Consider the following 24,829-nt stretch of genomic DNA (forward strand, 5'->3'; position numbering starts at 1 on the left):
CCTTTAAGGGCTTAGCTGTTCTGGCCGTCGAGCTTGGCCTTGAGCAGCGCGCCGAGGTTGGTCGTGCCGGTCGCGGCGGCGTTCGAGTCGCCCTGCAGGCTGCGCATGGCTTCCTGCTGTTCGGCCGAATCCTTCGCCTTGATCGACAGGTTGATGCCACGCGACTTGCGATCGATGTTGATGATCATCGCGTTGACCTTGTCGCCTTCCTTCAGCACATTGCGCGCATCTTCCACGCGGTCTTGCGCGATTTCCGAAGCACGCAGGTAGCCTTCGACTTCGCCGGACAGCGTGACGACCGCACCCTTCGGGTCCACCGTCTTCACGATGCCGTCGACGATAGCGCCCTTGTCGTTGATCGCGACGAAGTTGTTGAACGGATCGCCTTCGAGCTGCTTGATACCGAGCGAGATGCGTTCCTTGTCCACGTCGATGCCCAGAACCACGGCTTCGACTTCGTCGCCCTTCTTGTACTTGCGGACGGCTTCTTCGCCGGTTTCCGACCACGACAGGTCCGACAGGTGAACCAGACCGTCGATGCCGCCAGGCAGACCGATGAACACGCCGAAGTCGGTGATCGACTTGATGGCGCCGCTGATCTTGTCGCCCTTCTTGAAGTTGCGGCTGAAGTCATCCCACGGATTCGGCTTGCACTGCTTCATGCCGAGGGAGATACGGCGGCGGTCTTCGTCGATTTCGAGAACCATGACTTCGACTTCGTCACCGAGTTGCACGACCTTCGACGGCGCGACGTTCTTGTTGGTCCAGTCCATTTCCGACACGTGAACCAGGCCTTCGATGCCCGATTCCACTTCGACGAATGCGCCGTAGTCGGTGATGTTCGTGACCTTGCCGAACAGGCGCGTGCCCGACGGGTAGCGGCGCGAGATGCCTTCCCACGGATCGTCGCCGAGTTGCTTGATGCCGAGCGAAACGCGGTTCTTCTCTTGGTCGAACTTGAGGATCTTGGCGGTGACTTCCTGGCCAACCGACAGCACTTCCGACGGGTGACGCACGCGGCGCCATGCGATGTCGGTGATGTGCAGCAGGCCGTCGATGCCGCCGAGGTCCACGAACGCGCCGTAGTCGGTGATGTTCTTGACCACGCCTTCGACGATCGCGCCTTCCTTCAGCGTCTCGAGCAGCTTCGCGCGCTCTTCGCCCTGCGTCGCTTCGATGACGGCGCGGCGCGACAGCACCACGTTGTTACGCTTGCGATCGAGCTTGATGACGCGGAATTCGAGCGTCTTGCCTTCATACGGCGTCGTGTCCTTGACCGGACGCGTGTCGACGAGCGAACCCGGCAGGAACGCGCGGATGCCGTTGACCATCACGGTCATGCCGCCCTTGACCTTGCCGGTGATCGTGCCGGTCACGAGTTCGTTGTTGTCCAGCGCCTTTTCCAGCGACAGCCACGAAGCCAGACGCTTCGCCTTGTCGCGCGACAGGATGGTGTCGCCATAGCCGTTTTCCAGCGCGTCGATCGCGACGGAAACGAAGTCGCCCGCCTGCACTTCCACTTCACCCGCGTCGTTCAGGAATTCTTCGAGCGGAATATAGGCTTCGGACTTGAGACCAGCGTTGACGACCACGAAGTTGTGGTCGACACGCACGACTTCGGCGGAGATCACTTCGCCGGCGCGCATGTCCTGCTTGGTCAGCGACTCTTCGAACAGAGCCGCAAAGGATTCGGTATTCGGGGTGGAGGTTTGCAGGTCGGACATAAAAATCGATATTTGCACGGCCTTCGCGCGGTGGTCTCGGTATTGAGACCGGTGAGGCGCAACGCCATACGGGGTTGAAGGGTTTAACACACGCCCTGCCTCCCGGCAGAGCACCTTACTTCTACTGCACTACGCGAATCTCGCTGTACCAGCCGATGATCTGCTCGACCGCTTGATCGATCGACAAACCGGAGGTGTCCAGCGTCTTCGCATCCGCCGCGGGCTTGAGCGGCGCGGCGCTCCGGTTCATGTCCCGGTCGTCGCGTGCACGCAAATCTCGCAGCAAGTCATCCATATTAGCAGAAAAACCTTTTTGCATCAATTGCTTATACCGTCTGGCCGCGCGCGCCTCGGCGCTGGCGGTCAGAAAGACCTTCAGCGTGGCGTCCGGGAAGATGACCGTGCCCATGTCGCGGCCATCGGCGACGAGGCCGGGGCGCTTGCGGAAGGCCCGCTGGCGCGCGACGAGCGCCTGGCGCACCTCGGGATGGACCGCGATCGCGGAGGCGCGGTTGCCGACTTCCTCGGCGCGGATTTCGCCGGAAACGTCCACGCCGTCGAGCTGCGCGCAACCTTCGCGGAAGGTGATATGGAGCGCCTCGATCAGTTTTGCAAGGCCGCCCGCGTCGTCGTTCGCCACGTCGTAGCGCAGGCTCGCCAGCGCCGCGAGCCGGTACAGTGCGCCGCTGTCGAGCAGATGGAAGCCGAGCGTCGCCGCGACGATCGCCGCGACCGTGCCCTTGCCCGACGCCGTCGGCCCGTCGATGGTGATCACTGGAGTGGGGTCGAATGGACGGGTCGGTTTCATCGTGTCCTGGCGGTCTGGCCCGTTGTTACGGTTGTTGAAGTCGATGGCATCGCGTTTCACGTCAGGCCTTTACGAGTGTGGCAAACCGGTCGAAATAGTCCGGGAAAGTCTTGTTCACGCACTTCGGATCGTTGATGCGCACCGGCACTCGTCCGAGACTCACGAGCGAGAAGCACATCGCCATGCGGTGATCGTCGTAGGTGTCGATCGCGGCGTTCGCCGTCAGTTTCGCAGGCGGCGTGACGACGAGATAGTCCGCGCCCTCTTCCACCGTTGCGCCGACCTTGCGCAGTTCGGTCGCCATCGCAGCGATGCGGTCGGTTTCCTTCACGCGCCAGCTCGCGATGTTGCGCAGCGTCGTCGTACCGCTCGCGAAGAGCGCGGCGACGGCGATCGTCATCGCGGCGTCGGGAATCAGGTTGAAGTCCATGTCGATGGGCGCGAGCTTGCCGTCGTCGGACTCGACACCGCGCACTTCGATCCAGTCCTCGCCCATCATCACGTTCGCGCCCATGCGATTCAGCGCATCGGCGAAACCGACGTCGCCCTGAATGCTCGCGCGCCCGACGCCTTCGACGCGCACCGGCCCGTGGCCGATCGCACCCGCCGCGAGAAAGTACGACGCCGACGACGCATCGCCTTCGACCATGATCGCGCCCGGCGACGTATAGCGCGCGTCCGCTGCAACCGTGAAGCGCGCCCAGCCGTCGCGCTCGACGGTCACGCCGAAGCGCTCCATCAGGCGGATCGTGATTTCGATGTATGGCTTCGAAATGAGTTCGCCCTCGACTTCGACCGTCACCGGCGCGTTGCGGCCTTCGATCACCGGCAGGCTCATCAGGAGCGCGGTGAGGAACTGGCTCGACACGTCGCCGCGCACGCGAACGGGCTTGTCGATGGCGATCTTCGCGGCGTGAATCTTCAGCGGCGGAAAGCCGTCGTTGAGCTCGTAGTCGATGCTCGCGCCGATCTGACGCAGCCCGTCGACGAGATCGCCGATCGGCCGCTCGTGCATGCGCGGCACGCCGTGCACGCGATATTCGCCGCCGTTCACCGCGAGCGCCGCGGTCAGCGGACGCACCGCCGTGCCCGCGTTGCCGAGGAACAGCTCCGCCGATTTCGACGCAAACGCGCCGCCCGTGCCGCCGACGATCACGCGCTCGCCGTCCTCACGGACATCGACGCCGAGCGTTTTGAGCGCGGCGATCATCACGCGGGTGTCGTCGGAATCGAGGAGATTGGTAATCGACGTTTCGCCCGCCGACAACGCCGCGAGCAGCAGCACGCGGTTCGAAATGCTCTTCGAGCCGGGCAGGCGCACCGTGCCGGACGCGCGGGAGAAAGGTCCGAGATCGAGATGTTCCATAGTGTTTCTGTTTCCTTATTTCGCGGCGACGTCGTTGGAAGGCTTGATGCCGCCGCGTTCCTGCCATTCCTTGCGCGCGACGCGCGAGCGCGCGAACGCGGCTTCGAGCGCTGCGCCGTCCGATGCCTCGATGGCCGCACGAAAACGCGCGAGCACGGCAGTGTAATCGTCGAGTTCGGCGAGCAGCGCGGTGCGGTTCGCGACACAGATATCGCGCCACATTTCCGGGCTCGACGCGGCAATGCGCGTGAAATCGCGGAAACCGCCCGCGGCGAACGAGAATTTCAGCTCGGCATCGGGCGTATCGAGAATCTGGTCGACCAGCGCGAACGACAAAACGTGCGGCAAATGGCTCACGGAAGCGAACACGCGATCGTGCTGCGCCTCGCTCATTTGACGCACGCACGCGCCGGTCGCGCGCCACATCGACGCGATGCGCTCGACATCGTCGGCTGCGTTTTCGGGCAGTGGACACAGCACGACATTGCGATCGACGTAGAGATCGGGCAGCGCCGCATCGACGCCGCTCGACTCGCGCCCGGCGATGGGGTGACCCGGCACGAACTGCGCGACACGTGCGCCGAGCGTGCGCCGCGCCGCCGCGACGACGTCGCTCTTCGTGCTGCCCGCATCGGTGACGATGGTGCGCTCGCCGAGAAACGGCGCGATGCGCGCGAGCAGCGGCTCAGTCTGCGCGACCGGCGCCGCGAGCAGCACCACGTCCGCGTCTGCGAGCGCGCTTGCCAGCGCGGTGTCGTCGTCGAGCGCGGCGGCTTCGTCGATCACGCCGAGTTCGATTGCGCGCGCGACCGACGTCGCCGTTCGCCCGACGCCGACGACGCTGCCGCCAGACCCCGCGCGCTCACGCAACGCGCGCGCGAGCGATCCGCCGATCAGACCGACGCCGAAAATAACCAGTTTGTTGAAAGAGAACATCGATGCAGCCTGAAGCTGAAAACGAAACGGCCGCTCAACGCGCCCGCGGATACGAACCGAGAATCTTCAGGAACGCGGCTTTGCGCCCGAGCTCTTCAAGGGCGGCGGCAACCGAAGGGTCATCGCGATGACCTTCGATGTCGATATAGAAGTAGTACTCCCACGCGCCCGAACGCGCCGGGCGCGATTCGAAGCGTGTCATCGAGACGGCGTGCTTCGAGAGCGGCTCCAGCAGCTTGAACACCGCGCCCGCTTCGTTCGTCACCGAGACGATAAGGGACGTCTGATCGTGGCCGCTCGAATCGGTCGGCTGCTTGCCGACGATCACGAAGCGCGTGCGATTGTGTGGATCATCCTGAATCTGGGAGAACACGATGCCGAGGTCGTAGTGCGTCGCGGCGCGGTCGCCGGCAATGGCCGCAACCGTCGGATCGTTGACCGCCATGCGCGCCGCTTCCGCGTTGCTCGACACGGCCTGGCGCTCCAGATGCGGTGCGTTCGCCGTAAGCCAGCGCTGGCACTGCGCGAGCGCCTGCGGATGCGCGCATACGCGCGTGACGCCATCGAGCCTGCCGGACGCGGTCAGCAGATTGTGATGAATCGGCAATGCGAGCTCGCCGCCGATCAGCAGCGACGTCTGCAAGAGCAGATCGAGCGTGCGCGACACGGCGCCCTCGGCCGAATTCTCGACGGGCACGACACCGTATTGCGCCGCGCCCGCTTCGACCGAGCGGAACACTTCGTCGATGGACGGACACGGCAGCCCTTCGATCGAATGCCCGAAGTATTCGAACATCGCCTGTTCGCTGTAGGTGCCGACCGGCCCGAGATACGCGGCGCGGATGGTCTGCTCGAGCGCGCGGCTCGCGGCCATGATCTCGCGCCAGATCGACGCGATGTGCTCATCGGCGAGCGGTCCTTCGCTCATCTCCTGCAGGCGCGCGATGACCTGCAACTCGCGCTCGGGACGAAACACCGGCGCATTGAAATGCTTCTTCACCTCGCCGACTTCGAGCGCGACGGAAGCGCGCTGATTGAGCAGCGCGATGAGCTGCGCGTCGAGCACGTCGATGCGCTCACGCAGCGGTTTGAGTCTTGAATTGAGATCGTCGTCCATGCGGTGCTTTGGTGTCTGATGCGGTTTAAGCGCTCGTGCGCTCGAATTCCTTCATGTAGTCGACGAGCGTTTTCACGCCCTCGACCGGCACCGCGTTGTAGATCGATGCCCGCATGCCGCCGACGGACTTGTGGCCCTTCAGTTGCAGAAGCCCGCGCGCCTTCGCGCCGGCCAGAAAATCGGTATTGCGCGTTTCATCGGCAAGGAAGAACGGCACGTTCATCCGCGAACGGCTTTTCCGCTCGACCTTGTTGACGTAGAAATCGCTGGAATCGATGGTGTCGTACAGCAGCGTCGCCTTCTCGACGTTACGCGCTTCGATCGCTTCCAGGCCGCCCTGCTTCTTCAGCCACTTGAAGACGAGCCCGGCGATGTAGATCGCATACGTGGGCGGCGTGTTGTACATCGAGTTGTTCTCCGCGACGATCTTCCATTCGAACGCGGACGGGCAAATGGGCAGCGCGCGATCGAGCAGATCCTCGCGCACGATCACGACGGTCACGCCCGCCATGCCGATATTCTTCTGCGCGCCGCCGAAGAGCACGCCGTACTTGGCGATGTCCATCGGGCGCGACAGAATGTGCGACGAAGCATCCGCGACGAGCGGGATGTCGCCCAGATCGGGAATCTCGAAGGCCTCGACGCCGTCGATGGTTTCGTTCGAGCACAGATGAACGTATGCCGGATCATCCGACAACTGCCATTCACTGAAGGCCGGCACGCGCGTGAAGCCCGCGTCGGTCTTGCCGCTCGCCGCGAGATGCGGCGTGCCGTACTTCTGCGCTTCCTTGAATGATTTGGTGGACCACGAACCGGTCACGACGAAATCGGCGGTTTGCTTCTTGCCGAGCAGGTTCATCGGCACGATCGCGTTTTCGCCGATGCCGCCACCCTGCAAGAACAGAATCCGGTGCGACGCGGGGACCTTCAGCAACTCGCGCAGATCAGTCAGCGCCGCCTCGTGAATCGACATGAACTCCGCGCCGCGGTGGCTCATTTCCATCACGCTCATGCCGCTGCCTTGCCAATCGAGCATTTCTTCGGCTGCCTGTTTCAGCACTTCTTCTGGCATGGCGGCGGGGCCGGCGGAGAAATTGAACACGCGCATCTGAAGATCCCGGAATTCCGATTGGGCAGGCGCGAAAGGAACGGCAGATGGAACGATGACCGCGTTTTTCACGCCCGAAAAAGAAATGGCTGTTTGCACTTGCGCGCAAACAACCATTATCGCACTGTCCTGAAAACCCGCCAATGCACGGGGCGGCGAGCCCCGTCAGCGGATGTCTGTCAGGACCATACTGCCGTGCTTACTTGCCCGGCTTGACGCTCGCCACTTCCTGATCGGCTTGCGTGCGCGTCGCCTTGATGGCTTGCGGCATGTACTTCTGCATCAGACCGTTCACGACGTCGCGGCCAACCTGGTCCTGAACCTGGATGAACTTGCGGCCAGTCGGGCTCTTGTAGAAGTTGGTCAGATCCTTGATCTCGTCGGTCGAGTAGTACTTCGCGTATGCGTCGTACTGAGCCTGCATCGCGTCCTTGCGGAATGCATCGGTCGCGAAAACCTGACCAGCGGAATCGACCAGCTTCGGCACTGCGTTCTTCTGCAGCGCCGGAACAGCAGCCTGCTTCTGCTTGTCGTTCAGCGTCTTGTTCTCGGACAGTGCGTCCGAGAGGATCGCCGGCACGAGCTGCTTCGACTGCATTTGCGCACTGTTACCGATCGCACCGACCAGCTTCTGTGCGTCGATCGCGTCGAGCAGATCCTTGATCGCGGCTTGCTTGGCCGGATCAACCGGTGCTGCTGCGGCCGGCGCCGGTGCGGCCGACTGTGCAGGCGCCTGATTCTGAAGCGACTGAGCCATCGCGAAAGTCGGCACGAAAGCGGCCAGCAACATCCACTGCTTGAAACGTCCTTGCATCATTACTCCCTGTAAAAAATATCCAGTTCAGCACTGGCGACGAGCTTTGCATGTCCGTCCGATGCCGGCTTCGCCTGCTGCGAAGCACGAACAACAGCGAACGTCAGCAAGGCGCTCAGGTCGCGCAGCTTAACCAATTCAGGCTTTCAAAAGCGATAACGAGAGGTCCGTGACACAAAAAATATCAGGCGTTTTCTCCGCCTTCACCATTCTCCGTGCCGCCGTTCTCGCCCGCAGCATCGTCCGACCCGGCGTCGCCTTCGAGCTCGGCCTCGGCTTCCGCTTCGGCGATATGCTGCAGTCCCGACAACTTCGTTCCCTCGTCAAGGCTGATGAGTGTAACACCTTGAGTTGCACGGCCCATTTCACGTATCTCTGAAACACGCGTGCGGATGAGCACGCCGGAGGTCGTGATCAGCATGATCTCGCTTTCCGGTTCGACGAGCGTCGCCGCGACGACACGGCCGTTGCGCTCGGAAGTCTGGATGGCGATCATGCCCTTCGTACCGCGGCCGTGGCGCGTGTACTCGTTGATCGGCGTGCGCTTGCCATAGCCGTTCTCGGTGGCCGTGAGCACCGACTGGTTTTCGCCGCCGGCGACCAGCATCGCGATGACCTGCTGTCCGTCCTCGAGCTGCATGCCGCGCACGCCGCGTGCCTCGCGGCCCATCGCGCGCACGTCGTTCTCGTCGAAACGAACGGCCTTGCCCGCGTCGGAGAACAGCATGACGTCGTGCTCACCGTCGGTGATTGCCGCGCCGATGAGGTAATCGCCATCATCCAGGCCAACAGCGATGATGCCCTTCTTCATCGGACGGCTGAAGGCTTCGAGCGGCGTCTTCTTGACCGTGCCGAGCGCGGTCGTCATGAACACGTACTTGTCCGCCGAGAATTCCCGGATCGGCAGGACGACGTTGATCTTCTCGCCATCCTGCAACGGGAACATGTTGACGATCGGACGGCCGCGCGAGTTCCGCGAGCCCTGCGGCACTTCATAGACCTTGATCCAGTACACCCGGCCGCGGTTCGAGAAGCACAGCATGTGATCGTGCGTGTTCGCGATGAAGAGCGTGTCGATCCAGTCGTCTTCCTTCATCTGCGTCGCCTGCTTGCCGCGCCCGCCGCGCTTCTGCGCGCGATATTCGGACAGCGGCTGCGACTTCACATAACCGGAATGCGACATGGTCACGACCATGTCCGTCGGCGTGATCAGGTCTTCGGTGTTGAGCTCCGTCGCGTTCATCTCGATGCGCGAGCGGCGCTCGTCGCCGAACTCGGCGCGCACCTGGCCCAGTTCCTCGACGATCATCTGGCGGATACGCTCCGGCCGCGCGAGGATGTCGAGCAGGTCGGCGATCTGCGCCATCACCTCGCGATACTCGCTGACGATCTTGTCCTGTTCGAGCCCGGTCAGGCGTTGCAGGCGCATTTGCAGAATTTCCTGCGCCTGGACGTCCGACAATTTATATAGGCCGTCCGCCTGGAGACCGTACGCCGGATTCAGCCCTTCCGGACGATACGCCACGCGCCCGCCCGAAGCCTCGGTCTCGGCGCGCGTCAGCATTTCGCGCACGAGCGACGAGTCCCACGGCTTCGCCATCAATTCCTGCTTGGCGATGGGCGGCGTCGGCGCGGCCTTGATGATCGCGATGAAATCGTCGATGTTCGCGAGCGCGACGGCGAGACCTTCGAGCACGTGCCCGCGATCGCGCGCCTTGCGCAGTTCGTAGACCGTGCGCCGCGTCAGCACTTCCCGTCGATGCGACAGGAAGCACTCGATCATTTCCTTCAGGTTCAGAAGCTTGGGCTGGCCGTCGACGAGCGCGACCATGTTCATGCCGAACGTGTCCTGAAGCTGCGTCTGCTTGTACAGATTGTTCAGAATGACTTCGGGCACTTCGCCGCGCTTCAGTTCGATCACGACGCGCATGCCGCTCTTGTCGGATTCGTCGCGGATATCGGAAATGCCTTCCAGCTTCTTCTCGTTGACGAGTTCGGCGATGCGCTCGAGCAGCGTGCGCTTGTTCACCTGATACGGAATTTCGTCGACGATGATCGCCATGCGCTGACCGCGGTCGATCTCCTCGAAGTGCGTGGTCGCGCGCATCACGACGCGCCCGCGCCCCGTGCGATAGCCGTCGCGCACACCCGCGACGCCGTAGATAATGCCGGCCGTCGGGAAATCCGGCGCAGGCACGATCTCGATCAGTTCGTCGACGGTCGCCTCGGGCGTGTTCAGCAGATGCAGACACGCATCGACGATTTCGCGCAGATTGTGCGGCGGAATGTTGGTCGCCATGCCGACCGCGATGCCCGCCGAGCCGTTGATCAGAAGATTGGGAATACGGGCCGGGAGGACGAGCGGCTCGCTTTCGCTGCCGTCGTAGTTCGGACCGAAGTCGACGGTTTCCTTGTCGATGTCGGCCAGCAACTCGTGGCCGATCTTCGCCATGCGAATTTCGGTGTAGCGCATGGCCGCGGCATTGTCGCCGTCGACCGAGCCGAAGTTGCCCTGGCCGTCCACGAGCATGTAGCGCAGCGAGAACGGCTGCGCCATGCGAACGATCGTCTCGTAGACGGACGCGTCGCCGTGAGGATGGTACTTACCGATGACATCGCCGACGATACGCGCCGATTTCTTGTATGCGCGATTCCAGTCGTTGTTCAGCTCGTGCATCGAGTAGAGCGCCCGGCGATGCACCGGCTTCAGGCCATCGCGGACATCGGGAAGCGCGCGCCCGACGATCACGCTCATCGCGTAATCGAGATACGAACGGCGCATTTCCTCCTCGAGGGAGATTGGCAGAGTCTCTTTGGCGAATTGATCCATTATCCGTGTCTAGAACTTTGCAGCGGCGACACGGCAGCGCGCGGCGATGTGGCGGGACAGTCCGCCAGCCACGCGACATGCGCCGGCGTGGCGCGGAGCCGACGCACGCTGCGCGCTGCATGTGCAGCGCATGCATTTATTATGTGCTGCGAACGCAGCGCATCAGAAGATTCTACCATGCGCGACTTTCGCGCCCGGCGCTGCTGTATACATACAGTGCACGTCGAAAAAACCTGCCTGCAATCCGCTATGCGCGCGAATAGTTCGCGATGCGCAACGCTGTACCAATTACTTACAAAAACCGGGGAACGTATTCCGTCAATTCGTCATCCGGGCGGGCTATCATGCCGCCTCGTCGTTTCGCCAGACAAGCAAAGTACCCGCGATAAAAACACGCAGGAAATCGCCTTTAGGCACGCAAAGTGCGCGAGTTTCGCGCCTTCTTTGCTGCCCGACCGTCTCCTGTCCCCTTCTTGTTGCGCATGCACCACATAAGGTTGCGGGCGTACAGCGTGCGGGGATATTTTTATCGTTGCAAGGGAACGATATGGCAAAATGCCAACGCACAAAGTTAGACACTGCTCGAAGTCTATACAGCGCGTTTTGTTCCGCGGGAATGTTATACTTCGAGCAATGTATGACTTGACTTCGTCTACAGGCTCGCAGTAAACCTGCGGTAATCTCAATTTCGAGAGGAGAAATATGAATAAACTTTCAAAGCTCGCGTTCATTGCAGCTACCGCAGTTATGGCTGCATCGGCCTCGGCACAATCGGTGCCGGCCTCGCGACAAGCCGTGAATGACAACTGGGTGAACGGTACGGGCGAGTATGTGTGGATGAACGGCACGAACGAACTGTGCTGGCGCGACGCGTTCTGGACGCCGGCAACGGCAAACGCAAAGTGCGATGGCGCTCTGGTCGCGCAAGCACCGACGCCGCCGGCACCGGTCGCTCCGCCGCCGCCCGCTATCACGAGCCAGAAGGTTACCTATCAGGCTGACGCTCTGTTCGACTTCGACAAGGCAGTCCTGAAGCCGGCTGGTAAGGAAAAGCTGGACGATCTGGCATCGAAGATCGGCGCGCTGAACCTCGAAGTCGTGGTTGCAACGGGTTACACCGACCGCATCGGTTCGGACGCGTACAACAACCGTCTGTCGCTGCGCCGTGCGCAAGCTGTGAAGGCTTACCTGGTCAGCAAGGGCATCGAAGCCAACCGTATCTACACGGAAGGCAAGGGCAAGCGCGACCCGGTCACGGGCGGCAAGTGCACGCAGAAGAACCGCAAGCAACTCATCGCCTGCCTCGCACCGGATCGTCGCGTGGAAGTCGAAGTTGTCGGCACGACGCGTCAGCCGCAGCAGTAATAGCGAGCTGGATTGCCGCAGATCAAACCCCCGCCTCGGCGGGGGTTTTTTTATGCCCGAAGCCCTTCAGGCTTTCGCATGCTGAACGTCCGATCCGGCAGACTGACCCGTTCCGGCTTTTGCCCACCCCTTGCGGCGCCTATATACTCGGTCCTAATCGATTCACGACTAAAACAAGGCACTTCCGAACATGACCAATGTCGATCCCCACGAACTGCAGAAATTCAGCGAGCTCGCGCATCGCTGGTGGGACCCGAACGCCGAGTTCAAGCCGCTGCACGAGCTGAATCCGGTGCGGCTCGACTGGATCGACGCGCACGCGCATCTGATGAGCAAACGCGTGCTGGACATCGGCTGCGGCGGAGGCATTCTTTCCGAGTCGATGGCGACACGCGGTGCGAATGTGAAAGGCATCGATCTGTCGTCGAGCGCGCTCGGCGTCGCGGATCTGCATAGCCTCGAAAGTGGCGTCGAAGTCGCCTACGAGGAAATTTCCGCGGAGGCGCTCGCCGCGCGCGAACCCGCTTCGTACGATGTCGTCACGTGCATGGAAATGCTCGAACACGTGCCGAATCCGGCGGGTACCGTCGCCGCGTGCGCCACGCTCGTGAAACCGGGCGGCTGGGTGTTTTTCTCGACGCTGAACCGAAACGCGAAGGCCTACCTGTTCGCTGTCATCGGCGCGGAATACATCGCGCGCATGCTGCCGCGCGGCACGCACGATTACGCGCGCTTCATCAAACCGTCGGAGCTCGCGACGTTCGCGCGCATGGCCTCGCTCTTGCCCGTCGATATCAAGGGCATCACTTATCGGCCGATCTCCAAGCACTTCGGCCTGTCGAACGACTCGAGCATCAACTACATGATGGCTTGCCGCCGCGAAGCCTGACGCTATGACCAACGAAGATCCCTTGTCCACGGGCACTATCGACACCAGGCCCCTTCCGGAAGAAACCACGCCCCTGCCGCAGCGCCTAGCCGAACGTGACGGCATCGGGCTGTGCCAGGCGGTGCTGTTCGATCTGGACGGCACGATCGCCGATACTGCGCCCGATCTCGTCGCCGCTGTGAATAAGATGCGGCACGATCGCGGCCTGGAGATGCGTCCGCTCGAAATGCTGCGGCCGTTTGCGTCGGCGGGCGCGCGCGGACTGCTGGGCGGCGCCTTCGAGATCGGGCCGGAGCATCACGACTTCGCGTCGATGCGCGACGAGTTCCTCGCCAACTACGAAGCCGACCTGTGCATCGAGACGACGCTCTTTCAGGGCATCCCCGAGATACTCGATCAGCTCGATGCGCGCGGCGTGCGCTGGGGCATCGTCACGAACAAGGTGACGCGTTTCGCCGCCCCGCTCGTCGGCTTGCTCGGTCTCGATACGCGCTCGGGTTGTCTCGTCTGTGGCGACACCACGCCGCATTCGAAGCCGCATCCCGCGCCGCTGCTGCACGCGGCGGAGTTGCTGGATGTCGCGCCGGAGCGCATCGTCTATGTCGGCGACGATCTGCGCGACGTGCAGGCGGGCTTCGCGGCGGGCATGATCACCGTGGCGGCCGCCTACGGCTATTGCGGCGACGACATTCCGCCGCGCCGCTGGCACGCCAATCACGTGGTCGATTCAACGGAAGAGTTGCAGCAGCTGCTGCGCGACATCGCGTGAGTCGCGAGGCGAAAACGGCGCCTTGATTTGCGCGCCATTCGCCTCATATGGTTTTTCGTGGGATAATTTCAGTTCCGTTTCGGGGGCGACCTGGTTTCGACAGTGGTTGTGAAGCGGTCAGGGCATACCGAGGACCCGTCACCTCGTTAATCAATGGGAAAAACGTAACTGCAAACGACGATACGTTCGCACTGGCAGCCTAAGGGCTAGCCGTCCTCTCACTAATTCGCTGACGGGTTAGGGTAGCAATACCACGAGAGGTCATATACGTCAGATAAGCCTTTGCGGCGTCACGACGCCAAGGTCGAAAATTTAGTGAATCGCCGTAACGCAGCGTGTTCGTCCGCGTCGTTGTGGTTAAATCAAATGACAGAACTAAGTATGTAGAACTGGTCGTAGAGCGCTTCTGGACGCGGGTTCGATTCCCGCCGCCTCCACCAAAACACCCTAAAAAACCCGCGATTGCGCAAGCATCGCGGGTTTTTCTTTGCAGACACGGCAGACGATCCGCCCGGCGCAAAAAAAAGCCCCGCACGGGGCGGGGCAAACATCCTTGAGAGACGTAGCGAGGACAGAGACCACCTTCACTACGTCCGAGAGAATAGGCGTACCCGGGAATTGTTCGTATCAGACCGGTCCTAATGCCATTGCCTCATGTCAATTATCAACTGATCTTCATGTTGCGGCCGCAGCGATCTGTCTGGAATCGTTGTCTCAGAGCGCTCCCATTCTTGATAGCCGATACATCTTCTATCCTTCCATCGCACCTCGAACCGCAGCTTCGTTCTGCTGCGGATCGCAGTGTCATTCCAAGTACTTTGACCTCGCCTTGTGCGAGGTCTTTTTTTTGGCGCAGGAAAAAGATGCGCTGCAGCAGCGCAATGGCGAGATCGAAGTCGAACGATGTCAGTTCGTGCCGTCTTTAGGACACTTCAGATTGCAGCCGTCGGGATCGCCGTTGTCGCCGCGGCGGCGCATCGACGACTTTCCGTTCTGATATTTGTCCGACGGTGCCGACGCCGCGTACTGAAGCTGCGGATGTTCGTTGAGACGGAACTGATCCTGCAAAATGCCGCCCGGCATGCCCGGGGAATTCTGAGCGAAAGCAACAGGAACTAGATACATCGCGCCAGCGACGAGCGCGGCGGAACAGCAAACGAGCAACGGAAGTTTCATGACGGTATATCGCGCGTAGAGCCAAAAAGTCGACAGCAAACCGTTAGGTTATCCCAATTTGACGCCAATCGCAGCGTTACGCCCGCCCCGCTCTTTTACGGCATGTTTCGAGTCTTCGTCACGCCCTTATTTCAACCACGCAATCCTTCATCGATATCGACGAGCGAGCCGCAACGCGCCGGATCGTAGCCTTCGAGATGGGAGACGCTGTCCGTGAAGCCCTCGCTGCGAAGAATGCGCAACACGGATGCAAGCCGCGCCTCGTCGAGCCGCTCGCGCTCGCAGGCGAAAAAGTAGTCCTCGTCGATGATCGGAATGAAATCGAGCGCGAAATGCTGCGCGGCCGGCTGCACGCCGAAACCGAGATCGGCCATGCCGCTCGCGACGAACGCGGCGATCGCCGAATGCGTGAGCTCGGTGGTCGCATAGCCGTTGATCTGGTCCGGATCCACGCCCACGCGCCGCAACGACAGATCGAGCAGCATGCGCGTACCCGAACCTGGCTGGCGATTGACGAAGCGCACGTCGCTGCGCGCGAGATCGCGCAAACCGGAGATGTGCTTCGGATTGCCCTTCGGCAGGAAAAGCCCTTGCGTGCGGCGCGTGAGCCGGATCAGCTGATGCTTGTTCCTGTCCAGATACGGCCGATAGATATCCGCGCAGGTCGAGCGAAATTCGCCGATCGGCAAATGGAAGCCCGCCAGCTCGCATTCGCCGCGCGCGAGCGCGCTCACCGCTTCGGCACTCTCCCGGTATTTGATGTCGACCGGCACGCGCTGATCGCCGAGCGCGCGCACGAGCGTCGCGACCGCGTAACCGTGCGACGCATGAATCCGCACCTGGCTGACGCCGCCCGCGAGACGCCGGTTCAGCTCGACGGCGACGTCGTTCGCGACCGCCTGCAACGGGGCCTCGAGCCGGTCGCCGCAGACCCGTTGCGCGCGCAGCACGGACTCACCAAGCTCGGACAGCACCGACCCGCGCCCGCGCGATTTGGTGATGAGCGCACCGCCCAGGCGCGCTTCGATTTCGCGCAACAAACCCCATGCGTGCCGATAGGACAAACCCTTAGCGTTCGCGGCATTCGCGATGCTGCCTGTCTGAGCGACGAGCTGTAAAAGCGGCACAACCGCGCTGAGACTGGTTTCCCGGCCATCGGCGTCCCGCAGGACCAGCTCGGCCCGGCATTCGACGTCTACCATATGAACTCCCCCATCCTATTGCCAAGATATATCACGACGCCTATTGTTCTTTAACCGGCTCGGCACCCGTAATTATATCGACTCAAATATGTACCGACAAAACATATGCCGAGTGTTGGAGGAGCCCCATGACACATACGCAGCTATCCGCCGCTGCTTCCGTTGAACTCGTGCGTCGCCACGCGGTACAAGGCGCGACGTTGATGACCATTCTCCACGCCATCCAGGACGAAGCCGGCTATGTGCCGGACGAGGTCGTCGCGTCGCTTGCGCAGACGCTTTCGCTGTCGCGCGCCGAAGTGCATGGCGTCATCACGTATTACCATCACTTCCGGAGCGCGCCGCCCGCGCGCGTGACCGTGCAGCTCTGCCGCGCGGAAGCGTGCCGCAGCATGGGCACGGAAGCGTTGAAGGATCACATCGAAGGTCACACGGGCTGCCGCTTCGACAGCGGCCACGCCGAGGACACCGAGCTCGAATCGGTGTATTGCCTCGGCCAATGCGCGCTGTCGCCGTCGATGATGATCAATGGCGAACTTCACGCGCGCGTGACACCCGCGAAGTTCGATCGACTTTTCGCCGCCGCGCAAACCAAAGTCGCGGAGGTGACGGCATGACGCGCATCTACGTTCCCATCGATTCCGCGGCGCTCGCGCTCGGCGCCAATGCCGTGGCCGAAGCCGTTGCGAGCGAAGCGCAGAAGCGCGGCCTCGACGTGCAGATCGTGCGCAACGGCTCGCGCGGGCTCTTCTATCTCGAACCGCTCGTCGAAGTCGAGACGCCCGACGGCCGCATCGGCTATTCGAACGTCGAAGCCGAAGACGTCGCCGCGTTGTTCGATGCCGGCTTTCACGAAGGCCGCGCGCACGAGAAAAACGTCGGTGTCGTCGACGAGATTCCGTATCTGAAGAACCAGCAGCGCCTGACGTTTGCGCGCATCGGCATCACGGACCCGCTCTCGATCGACGACTACACCGCACTCGGCGGCCTGCAAGGCCTGCGCAACGTGCTCGACATGAACGGCGACGCCGTCTGCGAAGCGCTGCTCGATTCCGGCCTGCGCGGTCGCGGCGGCGCGGCGTTCCCCGCGGGCATCAAGTGGAAGACGGTGCGCGCGGCGCTCGCGGACCAGAAATACATCGTCTGCAATGCCGATGAAGGCGACTCGGGCACCTTCTCCGACCGTCTCGTGATGGAAAGCGATCCGTACATGCTGATCGAAGGCATGATCATCGCCGGCGTGGCGACGGGCGCGACCAAGGGCTACATCTATGTGCGCAGCGAGTATCCGCATTCGATCGACACGCTGAACCGCGCCATCGACCGCGCGCGCGACGCGGGCTGGCTCGGCGCGAGCGTGCTCGGCACGTCGCATGCGTTCGAGCTGTATGTGGCGAAGGGCGCGGGCTCGTATGTGTGCGGCGAGGAAACGGCACTCCTGGAATCGCTCGAAGGCAAACGCGGCATCGTGCGCGCGAAGCCGCCGGTGCCGGCGCTCGTCGGCCTGTACGGGAAGCCCACGGTCATCAACAACGTCATCACGCTCGCGACGGTGCCGATCATCTTCGCGAAGGGCGCCGCGTTCTATCGCGACTACGGCATGGGCCGTTCGCGCGGCACGCTGCCCTTCCAGATCGCGGGCAACGTGAAGCAAGGCGGACTCGTCGAACTGGCGTTCGGCGTGACGCTGCGCGAACTGATCTACACCTACGGCGGCGGCACCGCGAGCGGACGTCCGGCGCGCGCCGTGCAGGTGGGCGGGCCGCTCGGCACGTATCTGCCGGAAAGCCAGTGGGACATTCCGCTCGACTACGAGGAATACGCGAAGGTCGGCGCGGTGGTCGGCCATGGCGGTCTCGTGATCCACGACGACATCTCGAATCTCGCCGAGCTCGCGCAATACGCGATGCATTTCTGCGCGATCGAATCGTGCGGCAAGTGCACGCCGTGCCGTATCGGCTCGACGCGCGGCGAGGAAGTCATCGCGAAAATCCGCGAGGGCGATACGTCGGTGAAGCAGATCACGCTGCTGCGCGAACTCTGCGACACGATGATCTCAGGCTCGCTCTGCGCGATGGGCGGCATGACGCCGTTCCCGGTGGTTTCCGCGCTCGATCACTTCCCGGAAGATTTCGGTTTGCCCCGCACGCCCGCGCAGAAAGCGGCCTAAGCGGCGCGCCATTTCATTTGCATGGGGCCAGAGTAAGGCGCTGAAGCGCCAACTCTGGCCGACAAGGAGACAAGACAATGTCCAACACCATCAACGGCTGCGGCTCCGGCAACTGCGCGTGCAAGAGCGCGGCATCGGTGCAGCGCCGCGATCCGTTCGACGACACCGATTACGGCACGCCGCTGCGCCACGCCGACATCGACGTAACGCTGGAAATCGACGGTCAGTCGGTCACGGTTCCCGCGGGCACGTCGGTGATGCGCGCCTCGATCGAAGCCGGCGTCAACGTGCCGAAGCTCTGCGCCACCGATTCGCTCGAACCGTGGGGCTCGTGCCGTCTGTGCCTCGTCGAGATCGAAGGCAAGCGCGGCTATCCGGCATCGTGCACGACGCCCGTCGAAGCGGGCATGAAAGTGCGCACGCAAAGCGACAAGCTGCAATCGCTGCGTAAGAACGTGATGGAGCTCTACATCTCCGATCACCCGCTCGATTGCCTCACGTGCCCCGCCAACGGCGACTGCGAGCTGCAGGACATGGCGGGCGTCGTCGGCCTGCGTGAAGTGCGTTACGGCTACGAAGGCGCGAACCATCTGAAGGACGCCAAGGACGAATCGAATCCGTACTTCACCTACGATCCGTCCAAGTGCATCGTCTGTAATCGTTGCGTGCGCGCGTGCGAAGAGACGCAAGGCACGTTCGCGCTGACCATCGCCGGACGCGGTTTCGAATCGCGGGTAGCGGCCAGCGAAAACGTGCCGTTCATGGAATCGGAATGCGTGTCGTGCGGTGCATGCGTCGCCGCGTGCCCGACCGCGACGCTGCAGGAAAAGAGCGTCATCATGCTCGGCCAGGCAGAGCATTCGGCCGTGACGACGTGCGCGTATTGCGGCGTCGGCTGCTCGCTGAAGGCGGAGATGAAGGGCGACACCGTCGTGCGCATGACGCCGAACAAGAACGGCCAGGCGAACGAAGGCCACGCGTGCGTGAAAGGCCGCTTCGCATGGGGCTACGCGACGCACAAGGACCGCATCAAGAAGCCGATGATCCGCGCGAAGATCACCGATCCGTGGCGCGAAGTCTCGTGGGACGAAGCGATCAACTATGCGGCAAGCGAGTTCCGCCGCATTCAGGACAAGTACGGGCGCGATTCGATCGGCGGCATCACGTCGTCGCGCTGCACGAACGAAGAAACGTACCTCGTGCAGAAGCTCGTGCGCGCTGCGTTCGGCAACAACAACGTCGATACCTGCGCGCGCGTGTGCCACTCGCCGACCGGCTACGGTCTGAAGACGACGCTCGGCGAATCCGCCGGCACGCAGACCTTCGCCTCGGTCGAGAAATCCGACGTGATCATCGTGATCGGCGCGAATCCGACCGATGGCCACCCGGTCTTCGGCTCGCGCCTGAAGCGCCGCGTGCGTGAAGGCGCGAAGCTGATCGTGATCGATCCGCGCCGGATCGATATCGTCGATACGCCGCACGTGAAGGCGCAGTATCACCTGCCGTTGCGGCCGGGCACGAACGTCGCGATGCTCAACTCGCTCGCGCATGTGATCGTCACGGAAGGCTTGCTGAAGGAAGACTTCATCGCGGAACGCTGCGAGACGCGCGCCTTCGGCCAATGGCGCGAGTTCGTCGCGCGCGAAGAGAATTCGCCCGAAGCGATGGAAGCGACCACCGGCGTGCCCGCGCAAGCGGTCCGCGAGGCCGCGCGCGTCTACGCGACGGGCGGCAACGGCGCGATCTACTACGGCCTCGGCGTCACCGAGCACGCGCAGGGGTCGACGGCCGTCATCGGCATCGCGAACCTGGCGATGGCCACCGGGAACGTCGGCCGCGAAGGCGTCGGCGTGAATCCGCTGCGCGGCCAGAACAACGTGCAGGGCTCGTGCGACATGGGCTCGTTCCCGCACGAGCTGCCGGGCTATCGCCATATCGGCGATGCCGCCGTGCGCTCGCTCTTCGAAGAAGCGTGGGATGTGAAGCTGCAGCCGGAGCCGGGCCTGCGTATCCCGAACATGTTCGATGCCGCGATGCACGGCAGCTTCATGGGCCTGTATTGCCAGGGCGAGGACATCGTTCAGTCGGACCCGAACACGCAGCACGTGGCGGACGCGTTGTCGTCGATGGAATGCATCGTCGTCCAGGACATCTTCCTCAACGAGACGGCGAAGTACGCGCACGTGTTGTTGCCGGGCTCGACCTTCCTCGAAAAGGACGGCACCTTCACCAACGCCGAGCGCCGCATCTCGCGCGTGCGCAAGGTGATGCCGCCGCTCGCGGGCTATGCCGACTGGGAAGTGACGATCAAGCTCTCTCGCGCGCTCGGCTACGAGATGAACTACGCGAATCCGTCCGAAATCATGGACGAGATCGCGCGCCTCACGCCGACGTTCCACGGCGTCTCGTACGAGCGCATCGACGAACTCGGCAGCATCCAGTGGCCGTGCAACGAGAAGGCGCCCGACGGCACGCCGACGATGCACATCGACGAATTCGTGCGCGGCAAGGGACGCTTCGTCATCACCAAGTTCGTCGCGACGCCGGAAAAGGTCACGCGCAAGTATCCGCTGCTGCTCACGACCGGGCGGATTCTGTCGCAATACAACGTCGGCGCGCAGACCCGCCGCACCGAGAACTCGCGCTGGCACGAAGAGGACCGGCTGGAGATTCATCCGGTGGACGCGGAAGATCGCGGCATCAAGATGGACGACTGGGTCGGCATCGAATCGCGCGCGGGGCAGACCGTGTTGCGCGCGAAGATTTCCGAGCGCATGCAGCCGGGCGTCGTCTACACGACGTTCCACTTCCCGGAATCGGGCGCGAACGTCATCACGACGGATTCGTCCGACTGGGCAACCAACTGTCCGGAGTACAAGGTGACGGCTGTGCAGGTGATGCCGGTCGAGCAGCCGTCGCAATGGCAGAAGGACTACTCGCGCTTCAACACGCAGCAACTCGAACTGCTCAACCTCGCCACGACTTCTTCAGGAAAATAAAAAATGGATGTCGATAACCTGATCGAGATGGCGAACCGCATCGGCGAATTTTTCGATTCGATGCCGGACCGCGCCGAAGCCGTCGATAGCGTCGCGGATCATATCCGCCGCTTCTGGGAGCCGCGCATGCGGCTCGCGATTCTCGCCGCGCTGGACAATCCGGAAGCGAGCGCGGCGATGGAGCCGATCGTGCGCGAGGCGCTCAATCTGCACAAGGCGGACCTTCAGCCGAAGACGGCGCCAGCCTGAAGCGTTCATCGCATCGTCTTGAACCGAAGCCCTGCACCGCAGGGCTTTTTTTCAATCTTCGCGATATTCGCGCTCGACGTGCCGCTCCGTGCTCGTTTCCTGCGCGCCGAACCACGTCTCGCAGTGACGCAGGAGCGCATGCACATCCGACGGCGCGCGTCCGCGCGCCGCGATATAGCCATCGGGACGCACGAGATAGAACGCGGGGCGCGTGCGGCCGTAGTTGTCGGTGAGCGAATGCGCGCCCTCGCCGCTCGTATCGGTGATGCGCCACACGCGCACGGCGTTCGGCATGATCGTTTCGATGGAAGCAGCGAGGCCGTCGAGGTCCGGCTCGCCGATCGCGTGCGCGACGGTGATGGTCGCGGGCGCGAGCGCGATGTCGTCCTCGCCCGACGGATTCACGAGCAGAAAGAGCGAGAAGCAGCCGGGATCGTGCAGATCGTAGAGGCAGCCGACGCCCGGCAGACGCCCGAGCGGACCGTCGATGACATGCACGCGCGCATCGGGCGCCCGCTCGCCGGCGCGCGGGCCGCCGTCGAGCAGACGTTCGAGCGTGAGCGGGCTCTTGCGATAGTTGATCGACAGCTCGCTCACCGTGCGCCGCATCGCGTCGCGCAGCGGGCCGATCGCGGCGAGCGCGGGCATCACGTGCTCGCGCATCAGCTTCATCGGGCCGTGCTCGGCGCCGGCCATCTGCGTGAGCATGCTGGATTGCCTGAGCACGTCGCGCTCGATCGGATAACGCTCCGTGTGATAGGTGTCGAGCAACCGCTCGGGCGCGCCGCCCGCAAGCATGCGCGCGATCTTCCAGCCAAGATTGAACGCTTCCTGAATGCCGGTGTTCATGCCCTGCGCGCCGGCGGGACTGTGCACATGCGCCGCATCGCCGACGAGAAACACGCGCTCCATGCGCAGCCGGTCGACCATGCGGCTGTTCAAATGAAAGTACGACGACCACGTGAGATTCGACAACGTCACGCGATGATGCACGCGCCGCGCGACGAGCGCCCGGCATTCATCGAGCGTCGGACCTTGCTTCGATTCGGCGGCGTTGACCGCGCTCGCGACCGGCGCGGGCAGATCCGCGATCAGGCGTGCGCGGTCGCCGCCCATCGGAAAGAGCGCGACGAGGCCTTCGCCCGACGCGAAGATATGGAACTCGTCGTCGGGCCAGTCTGAGTCGGCCTGGAGATCGGCGAGCAGAAAGGTTTGCTCGAAGGTCTTGCCGTCGAAACCGATGCCGAGCCGATGCCGCACGAAGCTGTGCGCGCCGTCCGCCGCGATCAGATACGACGGCCGCAGCAGTTCGTCGCGTCCGTTCGGATGGCGCAGCGTGGCTTGCAAGCCGGCCGAGCCTTGCGACAGATCGACGAGCTCGACACCGCGCTCGACGTTCACGCGATAGCCCGCAAGGTGCGCTGCGAGCAGGCGTTCGGTCTGCGATTGTTCGAGAAAGAGCAGATACGGATAACGCGTCTGCAGCGGATCGAAGTCGAGGCGCGCGAGGCGCTGCCCGTTCGAATAGAGGTTGGCTACGCGCGCGCGATGACCGAGTTCGAGAAAGGGCTTGACGACGCGATGCTGCTCGAAGAGTTCGAGCGTGCGCGCCTGGATGCCGATCGCGCGCGAGTACGGCGACGGCTCGCGCGCACGGTCGACGAGCCTGACCGGGATGTGCGCGCGCGCGAGGCTCATCGCGGCAGCGAGGCCCGTGGGACCGGCGCCTGCGATCAGAACGGGCGCGACGTCCAGCTTGTCGTTCGGATTCAGCTTTGGCGCGAACATCGGTCGATCCTCCCGAAAGTCACGCGCTCTAGTGTACGCCGCTCAATGCGCGTGGCCGCGCTCGTTCAGCACGCACGCCTGGCACGCTTCGCCGAACTCGACCTGCACGGTCGCGTGATGCATCGCGTATTCGCGGCGCAGCGTCCCGACGACGCCTTGCACGAATTCATCGCCGGGATGGCCTTGCGGCATCACCAGATGCACGGTGAGCGCGTTTTCGGTCGTCGAGAGCGCCCAGACGTGCAGGTCGTGAACGTCGCGCACGCCGGGCAACGCCGTCAGATAGCCCTCGATGCGCGTCATGTCCACGCCCGGCGGGACCGCGGCCATCGCGAGGCGCATTGCGTCGCGGCCGAGTCCCCACGTGCCGTAGACGATCACCGAGACGACGATCAGGCTCATCAGCGGATCGAGCCAGCTCGCGCCCGTGAACAGAATGACGAGGCCGCTCACCGCGACCGCGGCGGAAATCGCGGCATCGGCGGCCATGTGCATGAAGGCGCCGCGCACGTTGAGGTCTTCCTTGCTGCCGCGCATGAAGAGCCACGCGGAGAAACCATTCACGACCATGCCGATGGTCGCGACGATGAACACGTCGAGGCCCGCGACGGGCGCCGGATTGATGAGCCGCTGGACCGACTCGAGCACGATCGCGCCGCACGCGAGCAGCAGCAACGCGGCGTTGGCGAGCGACGCGAGAATCGACGAACTGCCGAGCCCGAAGGTATAGCGCGCGTTCGGCCGGCGCGTGCCGAGCCACACGGCACCCCACGCGAGCAGCAGACCGAGGACGTCGGAGAGATTGTGGCCGGCATCGGCGAGCAGCGCGGTCGAATGCGCGAGGAAGCCGTAGACGGCCTGCACGACGACGATCAGGACGTTCAGCCCGACCGCGAGCGCGAACGTGCGGCCCTGCCCTGCCTGCGGCGCATGGTGATGATGATGATGGCCGCCCGAGGCGTGGTCGTGGCCTTCATGCCCGCCATGAGCGTGATCGTGATCGTGCCGATTTCCGTGTTCTTCGTGTTCTTCGTGTTGATGGGTGCTCATGGCGTGCTCATCGCGGTGCGCGTGGTTTGACGGCGGTCATTCGATATCCGTGGCTTCTGTTTGCGGCTCGGCGACGTGCTCGAGCAATTCGCCGAGCATCGCGCTGATGTGGCGGTCGGCGGCGACATAGAACACCTGCTTTCCCTGGCGCTCCGCGCGCACGATCCGCGCCGCGCGCAGCAGACGCAGATGATGGCTCACCAGCGACGCCGACAGCCCGAGCAATTCCGCGATCGCTCCGACCGCGCGCTTCTGTTCGAGGCACGCGAGCACAATGCGCAGGCGCGTGGGATCGCCGAGCAGACGAAACAGGTCGGCGAGCGGCACCACGCGGTCGTCGGACGTACTCGCGCCGACGGAAGACACTGGATCGGATGACACGATTGTGACAAACATATGAATAGGTGTTCATATGTTAAGTGCCTTCGCCGCAACATGTCAACCGCGCTTCTGAGGGACCAGCCGGCCG

At 63.1% G+C, this 24,829-nt stretch carries 20 protein-coding genes and 1 other RNA gene; 8 read left to right on the forward strand and 13 right to left on the reverse strand.

The features are described from left to right. Nucleotides 1–11: 11 nt before the first annotated feature. From rpsA to gyrA, 8 genes are all read right to left on the reverse strand, one after another. On the reverse strand, nt 12–1,742 hold the full coding sequence (rpsA, locus tag AWB74_RS26355) for a 30S ribosomal protein S1 (protein ID WP_200822032.1): 1,731 nt from the start codon (nt 1,740–1,742) through the stop codon (nt 12–14). Between the two features lie 103 nt (nt 1,743–1,845). Beyond that, the gene (gene cmk, locus AWB74_RS26360) at nt 1,846–2,532 is read right to left on the reverse strand and encodes a (d)CMP kinase (protein ID WP_061149669.1); all 687 of its coding nucleotides are present in this window, start codon (nt 2,530–2,532) and stop codon (nt 1,846–1,848) included. 61 nt (nt 2,533–2,593) lie between these two features. Continuing rightward, nucleotides 2,594–3,898 carry a 3-phosphoshikimate 1-carboxyvinyltransferase gene (gene aroA / locus AWB74_RS47385; protein ID WP_061149615.1) on the reverse strand — a complete coding sequence of 435 codons (1,305 nt, stop codon included), beginning with the start codon at nt 3,896–3,898 and terminating at the stop codon, nt 2,594–2,596. 15 nt (nt 3,899–3,913) lie between these two features. After that, on the reverse strand, nt 3,914–4,834 hold the full coding sequence (locus AWB74_RS47390; protein WP_061149616.1) for a prephenate dehydrogenase: 921 nt from the start codon (nt 4,832–4,834) through the stop codon (nt 3,914–3,916). Between the two features lie 34 nt (nt 4,835–4,868). Continuing rightward, nucleotides 4,869–5,951, reverse strand: a complete 1,083-nt coding sequence (gene pheA / locus AWB74_RS26370; protein WP_061149617.1) for a prephenate dehydratase — start codon at nt 5,949–5,951, stop codon at nt 4,869–4,871. A 25-nt stretch (nt 5,952–5,976) separates the two neighbouring features. After that, nucleotides 5,977–7,059: a 3-phosphoserine/phosphohydroxythreonine transaminase gene (gene serC, locus AWB74_RS26375; protein WP_061149670.1), complete on the reverse strand. Its 1,083-nt coding sequence runs from the start codon at nt 7,057–7,059 to the stop codon at nt 5,977–5,979. 199 nt (nt 7,060–7,258) lie between these two features. Beyond that, the gene (locus AWB74_RS26380) at nt 7,259–7,873 is read right to left on the reverse strand and encodes a DUF2059 domain-containing protein (protein ID WP_061149671.1); all 615 of its coding nucleotides are present in this window, start codon (nt 7,871–7,873) and stop codon (nt 7,259–7,261) included. Between the two features lie 184 nt (nt 7,874–8,057). Then, entirely contained in the window at nt 8,058–10,703 is a 2,646-nt protein-coding gene (gene gyrA / locus AWB74_RS26385; RefSeq protein ID WP_061149618.1) for a DNA gyrase subunit A, read from the reverse strand. 702 nt (nt 10,704–11,405) lie between these two features. On the opposite strand from gyrA, the gene ompA reads away from it, so the two are divergent. The 4 genes from ompA (at nt 11,406) to ssrA (ending at nt 14,166) form a co-directional block, all read left to right on the forward strand. Continuing rightward, nucleotides 11,406–12,068, forward strand: a complete 663-nt coding sequence (gene ompA / locus AWB74_RS26390; RefSeq protein WP_061149619.1) for an outer membrane protein OmpA — start codon at nt 11,406–11,408, stop codon at nt 12,066–12,068. Between the two features lie 190 nt (nt 12,069–12,258). After that, nucleotides 12,259–12,957, forward strand: a complete 699-nt coding sequence (ubiG, locus tag AWB74_RS26395; RefSeq protein WP_061149620.1) for a bifunctional 2-polyprenyl-6-hydroxyphenol methylase/3-demethylubiquinol 3-O-methyltransferase UbiG — start codon at nt 12,259–12,261, stop codon at nt 12,955–12,957. 4 nt (nt 12,958–12,961) lie between these two features. Next, a complete protein-coding gene (gph, locus tag AWB74_RS26400) occupies nt 12,962–13,726 on the forward strand; it encodes a phosphoglycolate phosphatase (RefSeq protein WP_061149621.1) in 765 nt (254 codons plus the stop codon). Between the two features lie 81 nt (nt 13,727–13,807). After that, nucleotides 13,808–14,166: a transfer-messenger RNA gene (gene ssrA, locus AWB74_RS26405) on the forward strand. 466 nt (nt 14,167–14,632) lie between these two features. Here ssrA and AWB74_RS26410 read toward each other — a convergent pair. Together AWB74_RS26410 and AWB74_RS26415 are read right to left on the reverse strand one after the other, a co-directional pair. Continuing rightward, on the reverse strand, nt 14,633–14,902 hold the full coding sequence (locus tag AWB74_RS26410) for a hypothetical protein (protein ID WP_061149672.1): 270 nt from the start codon (nt 14,900–14,902) through the stop codon (nt 14,633–14,635). 131 nt (nt 14,903–15,033) lie between these two features. Further along, nucleotides 15,034–16,104, reverse strand: a complete 1,071-nt coding sequence (locus AWB74_RS26415) for a substrate-binding domain-containing protein (protein WP_061149622.1) — start codon at nt 16,102–16,104, stop codon at nt 15,034–15,036. 128 nt (nt 16,105–16,232) lie between these two features. On the opposite strand from AWB74_RS26415, the gene AWB74_RS26420 reads away from it, so the two are divergent. The 4 genes from AWB74_RS26420 (at nt 16,233) to AWB74_RS26435 (ending at nt 21,522) form a co-directional block, all read left to right on the forward strand. Continuing rightward, complete coding sequence (locus AWB74_RS26420) at nt 16,233–16,721, forward strand: NAD(P)H-dependent oxidoreductase subunit E (RefSeq protein ID WP_061149623.1); 489 nt, start codon at nt 16,233–16,235, stop codon at nt 16,719–16,721. Continuing rightward, a complete protein-coding gene (locus AWB74_RS26425; protein ID WP_061149624.1) occupies nt 16,718–18,274 on the forward strand; it encodes a formate dehydrogenase beta subunit in 1,557 nt (518 codons plus the stop codon). The genes AWB74_RS26420 and AWB74_RS26425 overlap by 4 nt, the downstream gene beginning before the upstream one ends. A 77-nt stretch (nt 18,275–18,351) precedes the next feature. Beyond that, the gene (fdhF, locus tag AWB74_RS26430) at nt 18,352–21,273 is read left to right on the forward strand and encodes a formate dehydrogenase subunit alpha (protein ID WP_061149625.1); all 2,922 of its coding nucleotides are present in this window, start codon (nt 18,352–18,354) and stop codon (nt 21,271–21,273) included. A 3-nt stretch (nt 21,274–21,276) separates the two neighbouring features. After that, nucleotides 21,277–21,522 (forward strand): formate dehydrogenase subunit delta, encoded by a 246-nt coding sequence (locus tag AWB74_RS26435; protein WP_061149626.1) that lies wholly within the window; start codon nt 21,277–21,279, stop codon nt 21,520–21,522. Nucleotides 21,523–21,573: 51 nt separating this feature from the next. On the opposite strand, the gene AWB74_RS26440 is transcribed toward AWB74_RS26435, so the two are convergent. The 3 genes from AWB74_RS26440 to AWB74_RS26450 are packed head-to-tail and all read right to left on the reverse strand — an operon-like array spanning nt 21,574 to nt 24,756. Then, on the reverse strand, nt 21,574–23,310 hold the full coding sequence (locus tag AWB74_RS26440; protein WP_061149627.1) for an FAD-dependent monooxygenase: 1,737 nt from the start codon (nt 23,308–23,310) through the stop codon (nt 21,574–21,576). A 42-nt stretch (nt 23,311–23,352) separates the two neighbouring features. Next, nucleotides 23,353–24,360, reverse strand: a complete 1,008-nt coding sequence (locus tag AWB74_RS26445; protein ID WP_061149628.1) for a cation diffusion facilitator family transporter — start codon at nt 24,358–24,360, stop codon at nt 23,353–23,355. 36 nt (nt 24,361–24,396) lie between these two features. Beyond that, nucleotides 24,397–24,756, reverse strand: coding sequence for an ArsR/SmtB family transcription factor (locus tag AWB74_RS26450; RefSeq protein WP_200822033.1), 360 nt, complete (start codon nt 24,754–24,756; stop codon nt 24,397–24,399). Nucleotides 24,757–24,829 lie beyond the last annotated feature (73 nt).

The sequence above is a fragment of the Caballeronia arvi genome (assembly GCF_001544695.2).
GTDB lineage: Bacteria > Pseudomonadota > Gammaproteobacteria > Burkholderiales > Burkholderiaceae > Caballeronia > Caballeronia arvi.

Excerpts from the sequence above, each read along its gene's own strand:
- AWB74_RS26420 (WP_061149623.1), top strand. The coding sequence starts at position 16,233 with ATGACACATACGCAGCTATCCGCCGCTGCTTCCGTTGAACTCGTGCGT.
- cmk (WP_061149669.1), bottom strand. The coding sequence starts at position 2,532 with ATGAAACCGACCCGTCCATTCGACCCCACTCCAGTGATCACCATCGAC.
- AWB74_RS26440 (WP_061149627.1), bottom strand. The coding sequence starts at position 23,310 with ATGTTCGCGCCAAAGCTGAATCCGAACGACAAGCTGGACGTCGCGCCC.
- serC (WP_061149670.1), bottom strand. The coding sequence starts at position 7,059 with ATGCGCGTGTTCAATTTCTCCGCCGGCCCCGCCGCCATGCCAGAAGAA.
- gph (WP_061149621.1), top strand. The coding sequence starts at position 12,962 with ATGACCAACGAAGATCCCTTGTCCACGGGCACTATCGACACCAGGCCC.
- gyrA (WP_061149618.1), bottom strand. The coding sequence starts at position 10,703 with ATGGATCAATTCGCCAAAGAGACTCTGCCAATCTCCCTCGAGGAGGAA.
- AWB74_RS26435 (WP_061149626.1), top strand. The coding sequence starts at position 21,277 with ATGGATGTCGATAACCTGATCGAGATGGCGAACCGCATCGGCGAATTT.
- aroA (WP_061149615.1), bottom strand. The coding sequence starts at position 3,898 with ATGGAACATCTCGATCTCGGACCTTTCTCCCGCGCGTCCGGCACGGTG.
- AWB74_RS26415 (WP_061149622.1), bottom strand. The coding sequence starts at position 16,104 with ATGGTAGACGTCGAATGCCGGGCCGAGCTGGTCCTGCGGGACGCCGAT.
- AWB74_RS26445 (WP_061149628.1), bottom strand. The coding sequence starts at position 24,360 with ATGAGCACCCATCAACACGAAGAACACGAAGAACACGGAAATCGGCAC.
- pheA (WP_061149617.1), bottom strand. The coding sequence starts at position 5,951 with ATGGACGACGATCTCAATTCAAGACTCAAACCGCTGCGTGAGCGCATC.
- fdhF (WP_061149625.1), top strand. The coding sequence starts at position 18,352 with ATGTCCAACACCATCAACGGCTGCGGCTCCGGCAACTGCGCGTGCAAG.
- ompA (WP_061149619.1), top strand. The coding sequence starts at position 11,406 with ATGAATAAACTTTCAAAGCTCGCGTTCATTGCAGCTACCGCAGTTATG.
- AWB74_RS26380 (WP_061149671.1), bottom strand. The coding sequence starts at position 7,873 with ATGCAAGGACGTTTCAAGCAGTGGATGTTGCTGGCCGCTTTCGTGCCG.
- AWB74_RS26425 (WP_061149624.1), top strand. The coding sequence starts at position 16,718 with ATGACGCGCATCTACGTTCCCATCGATTCCGCGGCGCTCGCGCTCGGC.
- ubiG (WP_061149620.1), top strand. The coding sequence starts at position 12,259 with ATGACCAATGTCGATCCCCACGAACTGCAGAAATTCAGCGAGCTCGCG.
- AWB74_RS26450 (WP_200822033.1), bottom strand. The coding sequence starts at position 24,756 with ATGTTTGTCACAATCGTGTCATCCGATCCAGTGTCTTCCGTCGGCGCG.
- AWB74_RS26410 (WP_061149672.1), bottom strand. The coding sequence starts at position 14,902 with ATGAAACTTCCGTTGCTCGTTTGCTGTTCCGCCGCGCTCGTCGCTGGC.
- AWB74_RS47390 (WP_061149616.1), bottom strand. The coding sequence starts at position 4,834 with ATGTTCTCTTTCAACAAACTGGTTATTTTCGGCGTCGGTCTGATCGGC.